General features: G+C 71.4%; 7 protein-coding genes. 6 read left to right on the forward strand and 1 reads right to left on the reverse strand.

Features of this window, described 5'->3' with window-relative positions; translation table 11 throughout:
• Positions 1–59 precede the first annotated feature (59 nt).
• The gene (locus tag AOK08_RS38335; protein ID WP_055534711.1) at positions 60–740 is read left to right on the forward strand and encodes an FMN-dependent NADH-azoreductase; all 681 of its coding nucleotides are present in this window, start codon (positions 60–62) and stop codon (positions 738–740) included.
• A 27-nt stretch (positions 741–767) separates the two neighbouring features.
• Here the strand turns inward: AOK08_RS38335 and AOK08_RS38340 are convergent, their stop codons facing one another.
• Complete coding sequence (locus AOK08_RS38340; RefSeq protein ID WP_055534712.1) at positions 768–1133, reverse strand: winged helix-turn-helix transcriptional regulator; 366 nt, start codon at positions 1131–1133, stop codon at positions 768–770.
• A gap of 156 nt (positions 1134–1289) precedes the next feature.
• Between AOK08_RS38340 and AOK08_RS38345 the strand changes: the two genes are divergently transcribed.
• From AOK08_RS38345 to AOK08_RS38365, 5 genes are all read left to right on the forward strand, one after another.
• Positions 1290–1775, forward strand: a complete 486-nt coding sequence (locus tag AOK08_RS38345; protein ID WP_055534713.1) for a luciferase domain-containing protein — start codon at positions 1290–1292, stop codon at positions 1773–1775.
• Positions 1776–1918: 143 nt separating this feature from the next.
• Positions 1919–2848 carry an NADP-dependent oxidoreductase gene (locus AOK08_RS38350; RefSeq protein ID WP_055534714.1) on the forward strand — a complete coding sequence of 310 codons (930 nt, stop codon included), beginning with the start codon at positions 1919–1921 and terminating at the stop codon, positions 2846–2848.
• A gap of 175 nt (positions 2849–3023) precedes the next feature.
• Entirely contained in the window at positions 3024–4070 is a 1047-nt protein-coding gene (locus AOK08_RS38355; RefSeq protein ID WP_198539518.1) for a methyltransferase, read from the forward strand.
• Positions 4071–4133: 63 nt separating this feature from the next.
• Positions 4134–4484, forward strand: a complete 351-nt coding sequence (locus AOK08_RS38360) for a DoxX family protein (protein ID WP_055534715.1) — start codon at positions 4134–4136, stop codon at positions 4482–4484.
• Between the two features lie 14 nt (positions 4485–4498).
• Positions 4499–5149, forward strand: a complete 651-nt coding sequence (locus AOK08_RS38365) for a mycothiol-dependent nitroreductase Rv2466c family protein (RefSeq protein ID WP_055534716.1) — start codon at positions 4499–4501, stop codon at positions 5147–5149.
• Positions 5150–5152: the final 3 nt, after the last annotated feature.

Raw genomic sequence — 5152 nt, forward strand, 5'->3', positions numbered from 1 at the left:
CCCCCGCACCCCCGCGTCTCCCCTTCCTTTGACGTCCATCGCAGCCAGGAGCGTGAACCGTGTCCACCCTTTTGCACCTAGACACCAGCCCGCGGATCGAGTCGACCACGCGGCGGGTCACCGCCGAGTTCGCCGCGTCCTGGCGGGCGGCCAACCCGGACGGAACCCACATCTACCGGGACCTGGCGGCGCGGCCCGTGGCGCACGTCGACGCCGAGCAGATCGCGGTGATGCACCGCCTGGAGAGCGGTGAGGTGCGCGACCTCGACGAGGCCCGCGACGCCGCCGTCACCCCCGGGGAGAAGGCGAGCTGGACGCTCACCTGGGACCTCGTCGAGGAGGTGCGGGCCGCCGACACGCTCGTCCTCGGGCTGCCAATGCACAACTTCTCGATGCCCGCGACTTTCAAGGCGTGGTTCGACCGGGTCGTGATCCCCCCGCTGGTGGTCGACCCGGCGACGGGCACCGGCCCCCTCTCCGGCAAGCAGGTCGTGGTGGTCACGGCCCGTGGCGGCGCCTACGGACCGGGCACGCCCCGCTACGCGTACGACTTCCAGGAGCCCTACCTCAGGGCCGCGTTCGGCATGGTCGCGCTCGCCGACGACCTGACGTTCCTGCACGCGGAGATGACCAAGTCCGGCCATGTGCCCCGGCTCGCCGGGTTCCAGGACATGGCCGCCAGCTCCCTGAAACAGGCCCTCGCCGGGGCGCGTGTCCAGGCCCGGCGCGTCCGGGTCTGACGGCCCGCCCACAGGGTGTCCCGGCGGCTAGCGGGCGTCGTAGCCGCGGCGCGACATGCTGATGTACTCCCGGTGGCGCTCGGACCACTGGATCAGCGAACTCACCTCCTTGGAGAGGGTGTGTCCGACCGGGGTCAGCTCGTAGTCCACCCGGGGCGGCGTGGTCGGGGTGACGGTCCGGATGACCAGGCCGTCACGCTCCAGGCTGCGCAGCGTCAGGGTGAGCATCCGCTGCGAGATGCCGTCGATGGAGCGCCGCAGATCCGAGTAGCGCCGTGGTCCGCCGCCGAGCAGCGCCATGATCAGAACGCTCCACTTGTCGCCCACCCGGTCCAGTACGTCCCGCAGCCGACAGGTGGTCAGACCCTCGCTGACCTGGTCGGGAACATCCATGTGCGTAGCGCTCTTTGAGGTGCCGTCTTCTGCCACCCCAGCAGCATCGCCCAGAATCCGGATGAGAACAAGAAGTGACCAGCGCACTGTCCGTGCGTGCCTCCGGCATGCCGCGAAGCACTGCCGCAGAGCCGATTCCAGGATCCGAGGAGCATCATGGCCGTCGAACCGAGCACGCTGAGCGCGCTGAGCGCTCTGCCTCCCCGCAAGGGGCCTCGGCCCGCCACGACCGGCCGGGAGATCCCGCACGACCAGGTCGAGGACTTCTCCCCGCCGGAGATCCGCGCCGCGCTGATCGCCCGCGCGCAGGCCCTGCCGGGCGTGTTCATGACCCAGAGCCAGGTCTCCGAGCCGTCCTCCCTCGCTCTGCGCCTGAACAAGGAGGACCGGGCCTTCGAGGCGTTCCTGCATCCGTCGGTCGACGAGTTCGGGCACATCCACCGCACCGGGTTCATGCACCTCACGGTGCCGATGGAGTCGCTCGGCCCGCTGACCGAGCTGGGCTGGATCGAACCGCACCCGATCTCCCGGCGGCCGGAGTTCCCCAGCAGCATCGTCATGCTCTACGCCCCGCGCGACGCCGACGAGCTGGAGGTCGTCGCGACGGTGATGCAGGCGTCGTACGAGCAGGCCATGCGCTAGTCCACCGGCGCCTGCCACCTGGCCGCCTCCGCACCCGTCAGCCCTCAGCCCTCAGCCCTCAGCCCTCAGCCCTCAGCCCTCAGCCAGTCAACAGGCAACCCGCACAACCGTTCTGACATCTCATCAGGAAGCGAGTACACCTCATGCGCGCAGTAACCATCGACGGCTTCGGCTCCACCCCCGCGGTCACCGAGCTGGCCAAGCCGGAGCCGGGGCCCGGCGAGATCCTGGTCAAGGTGCACGCCTCGTCGCTGAACGGCTTCGACGGCGCGGTGATCCACGGCGTGTTCAAGGACATGCTGGAGCACAAGTTCCCGGTCACGCTCGGCAAGGACTTCGCGGGCACCGTCGAGGCGGTCGGCGAGGGTGTGGAACGCTCCGTCGGCGACCGGGTGTTCGGCGTGGTGATGAAGCCGGTCGTCTGCGACGGTGCCTTCGCCGAGTACGTCGTGGTGGCCGAGGGCTACGGCATCGCCGCCGTCCCGCCGAGCCTGGACCTCGACCGGGCCGGAGCGCTGGGCCTGGCGGGCACGGCCGCCGCGGGCGTCGTCGACGCGATCGCGCCGAAGGCGGGCGACACGGTCCTCGTCGTGGGCGCCACGGGCGGGGTGGGCGCGTACGCCGTCCAGTTGGCGGCGGCGAGCGGCGCGACGGTCCTGGCCACCGCCAAGCCGGGTGCCGAGACGGAGTTCGTCCTCGGCCTCGGCGCGGCGCACGCGGTGGACCACACCGCCGATGTCGCCGCGCAGGTCCGGGCGATCGCGCCGGACGGTGTGACGGGCGTCGTGCACCTGGCCGGTGACCCGACCGCGCTCGTGGAACTGCTGGCGGACGGCGGCCTGCTCGCCTCCACCCTGGGCTTCGGCCCCGAGCAGGCCGGGCGCGAGGGCATCACGGTCACCTCCGTGATGGCCAACCCCGACACCGCCACGCTGGACCGGCTCGCCGACGCCGCCGCCGCGGACACACTCCAGGTGCCGATCGGCCGGACGTTCACGCTCGACGAGGTGGCCGAGGCGGTGGGCGCGTTCGGCGCGGGCACCGTCGGGAAGATCGGCGTCTCCGTCGTCTGACCCGCGAGACGGACGGCCGTGCGCGGCACCGCGGCCGCGCACGGCCGCCGAACCGGTCCCGCCCGTCCTGCCACCGCCCCTTCTGACACCGCCCCCGCCGCATCGCCGCCCCCGCTTCGAGTACTTCAAGCACGTCGAGAGCATTTCAAGCACTTCGAGCCGTCCGGAGACTGTCATGGATGCCACCGCACACCCCGAGGACGCCGGAACCCACCCCGACTTCGACGGGATGTTCCAGATCGTCACCAGCTTCTGGGTGGCGCGGGCGGTCCACGCCGCCACCGCGCTGGACCTGCCCGACCACCTCGCGAACGAGCCCCGGACCGCCGCCGAACTGGCCGCCGCGACCGGCACCGACCCCCGCGCCCTGGCCCGGCTGCTGCGCGCCCTGGCCGGTGTGGGCGTACTGCGCTCCGACGTGGACGGCCGTTACACGACCACCCCCCTCGGCGACACCCTGCGCTCGGACGTCCCCGGCTCCCTGGCGTCCTTCGTCCAGATGGAACTGGGCGAGGCGCACCACGCCACCTGGGGGCTGCTGGTGGACTCCGTGCGGTCGGGCGAACCGGTCTTCGAGCAGGCGGTGGGGAAAAAGATCTGGCAGTTCTTCGAGGACACCCCGGCCATGAACGCCCACCTGGGCAAGGCGATGACCGGGCTCACCGCGATGGTCGCCGACGCCGTCCTCGACGTCTACGACTTCGGTCCCCATGAGCGGATCGTGGACGTCGGCGGCGGTGAGGGCGGCTTCCTCGCCGCCGTCCTCGACGCCCACCCGCGGGCCCACGGTGTCGTCCTCGACCTGCCGCACGTCGTGGCGCACGGCCGTGAGCGGATCGAGGCCGCGGGGCTCACGGACCGGTGCGAGCTCGTGGGCGGCGACTTCTTCGAGAAGGTCCCCGAGGGCGGTGACCTCTACACGATGAAGTGGGTCCTGCACGACTGGGACGACGACTCCGCCGTCGAGATCCTCAAGTCCTGCCGCCGGGTCATGGGCGAGGAGGCACGGCTGCTCGTCGTCGACACGGTCGTCCCGGACGGCGACGGCTTCTCCCCCAGCAAGATCATCGACCTCAACATGATGGTGCTCAGCGGCGGCCGGGAACGTACGGCCGACGAGTTCCGGCGGCTCCTCGCGGCGGCGGGCTTCACGCTGACCCGGGTCCTGCCCACCCGCTCCCCGAGCAGCGTGGTGGAGGCCGTTCCCGCACCGCTCGCCTGACCCCCGCCCGGCCGGTCGGCCCGCCTTTCGCATCCCCGCTTCACACCACTCCAGGAGTTCCCCGTGTTCATCGCCTATGTCGTCGTCGCGAGCCTGCTCGCCCTCGTGCTCATCGGCTCCGGCAGAGCCAAGCTCGTCCGGGACGAGAAGGTCACCGAGGGGATGCACCAGATCGGCGTACCCGACAGTTGGTTCCCGAGGCTGTCGGCCCTGGAGATCGCCGGAGCGCTCGGCCTGATCGCCGGCATCTTCTACCGGCCGCTGGGCATCGCCGCCGGCGTCGGGATCGTCGCGTACTTCATCGGCGCGATCATCACCCACCTCCGCGCCAAGGACACGAAGGGCCTGCCGATGCCGGCGGTCCTGATGGTGGTCGCGGCGGCTTCGCTGCTCTTCGGTATCGCGACGGTCTGAACGGAGGAGAACGAATGTCCGACACCCTTAACTCCCCGACCTCGGTCGACTTCTGGTTCGACCCGCTGTGCGCGTGGACCTGGACGACCTCCCGCTGGCTGCTGGAGGCGGCTCGCTCACGCGACCTCGACATACATTGGCATGTCATGAGCCTGGCCATCCTCAACGAGGACCGGCTCGACCAGGTCCCGGAGCAGTTCCACGACCTGGTGGGCCCCAAGGGCCTGCGTCCGGTCCGGGTGATCGTCGCGGCCCAGCAGCGGTACGACGGTGAGGCGGTCGCCCGCCTCTACACGGAGCTGGGGACCCGCTTCCACCAGGGTGGCGAGACCCCCAGCCCCACCCTGGAGGCCATCGAGGCCGCGCTGACGGCGGCGGGCCTCCCCGCGGACCTGATCCAGTACGCCGACAAGGACACGTACGACGCCGAGGTCCGCGCCTCCCACGAGCGGTCCCAGGCCGCGGTGGGCGAGGAGTCGGGCAGCCCGGTGATCGCGCTCCCCGACGGCACGGGAGGGCGACGCGCCTTCTCCGGCCCCGTCCTCACCCCCATCCCGAGGGGCGCGGAGGCGGCCCGCCTCTGGGACGCGCTCCTGCTGGCCGCCTCGGTCCCGGCCTTCGCGGAACTGAAGCGGGCGCGGTCGGGAGGGCCGGTGTTCGACTGAGGG

The sequence above is a fragment of the Streptomyces graminilatus genome, from assembly GCF_001418565.1.
Classification (GTDB): Bacteria; Actinomycetota; Actinomycetes; order Streptomycetales; family Streptomycetaceae; genus Streptomyces; species Streptomyces graminilatus.